A 1,658-nucleotide genomic window follows, 5' to 3' on the forward strand; every position below is an offset into this window, starting at 1 on the left:
TTTTTCATTTTAAGTACCATTCCTTTCGCTATGCTCAAGGCACAAAAATTTATGAAAGTGACCCCTGCTGGTTATAATCCAATTGGATAAGCAGATACACTACAGAGCACGGGGAGGTGAGTGGTGTAGGGTTAGCACCCTACCCGCATTTTAAGATGTGCCGTTTGCTATTTTCAAGAACAAATAAGTGTGCCATAGAGCACGTAAACTAATCCTTGTATAAACAATTCCCGTTTATTATGTAGCAAACAGTCAATGTCTGCTTTATCCACTATAAACTTATGCTGGGATGTGTTTATGCTAAAAATTGTTTATCCTATTTGCTGTGGAATTGATGTCCATAAAAAGTTTGTCGTTGCAACGATTGGTACTACTAACAAATCGGGTGTTACGGATTACCAAACGAGGCAATTTTCAACCTTTACCGAGAGTTTGCTTCAACTATTAGATTGGTTGAAAATTCACTCTTGCGTTCATGTCTGTATGGAGTCTACAGGCAAGTACTGGCACCCTGTTTTTAACATTTTGGAAGATTACTGTGATGTTGTCGTTGCTAATCCAAAGTATGTTAAAGGTATTCGAGGTAAGAAAACCGATAAGAAAGATTCTATTTGGCTTTGCGATTTACACAAGCACGGTTTAGTACCCAGTAGCTTTATACCACCCCTACCAATTCGCCAAATTCGTGATTTAATGCGATATAGGTTTAAGCTTATCAACGTTAAGTCAAGTGAGAAAAACCGCATCCAAAACTCTCTAACTGTTTCAAATATTATGATTTCTAGTGTTGTTTCTGATACGTTTGGCGTAAGCTCGATGAGAATCATTAATCACATACTTGATAATCCAGATGATAAGGATTTCGAGGTTTCATCAATGTTACACGGAAGTATGCAAGATAAAGCAGAAACAATTACAAAATCAATCAATGGGAATCTTACTAAGCCACAAGCCGAGAAAATGCGTGTTTGTCTGCATCATTTTGAGAACATCGAGAAACACATAACTGATATTGAACGTGTTGTTCTAGGCTTAGCTCAGCCATATTTGCCACAAATAGAGATCATTTTATCCTTGCCAAGTATCAAGGACGTATTTACTGCCATTGCAATAATCAGTGAGATCGGTAGCGATATGGCAGTTTTTAATTCCTCCAAACATCTATGCTCCTGGGCCGGTGTTACTCCACAGAACAACGAAAGTGCTGGCAAGAAAAAATCTGTCCGTATTTCAAGAGCTGGTGTATACATCAAACCACTATTAGTTCAATGTGCAAATGCTGCAATTAAGAGTAAAAAGTGTCCCTATTTCAAAAATCGATATGACCAGATTAAGAAACGTCGAGGTCACAAGAAGGCCATTATTGCTATTGCACATACGTTGCTAAAATGTATCTATTATATGTTGAATAATGGCGAGACATTTAATTATGACTTATACAAAATAGACTCCAAACCAAAACAATCTTATGCATCACAGATCACTGAGGAAATGGCTTTACGCTACCTGGAAACGTTAGGTTACCAAATACCCGATATGCGAAATACGACTTAATTTCTTAATTCGATATTCATTTTTCAAAGTCCGCTAGTTAGCAGGGCTTATTTTGTTATGTCCTTTTATTAAAGCGTTCATATTTATGGGTTCTTTCAAACTAT

General features: G+C 37.1%; 1 protein-coding gene. It reads left to right on the top strand.

Features of this window, described 5'->3' with window-relative positions:
- Nucleotides 1-297 precede the first annotated feature (297 nt).
- Complete coding sequence (locus tag BLS16_RS23010; protein ID WP_092335901.1) at nucleotides 298-1,554, top strand: IS110 family RNA-guided transposase; 1,257 nt, start codon at nucleotides 298-300, stop codon at nucleotides 1,552-1,554.
- The last annotated feature ends 104 nt before the right edge of the window (nucleotides 1,555-1,658 follow it).

Source organism: Desulfosporosinus hippei DSM 8344 (assembly GCF_900100785.1).
GTDB lineage: Bacteria > Bacillota > Desulfitobacteriia > Desulfitobacteriales > Desulfitobacteriaceae > Desulfosporosinus > Desulfosporosinus hippei.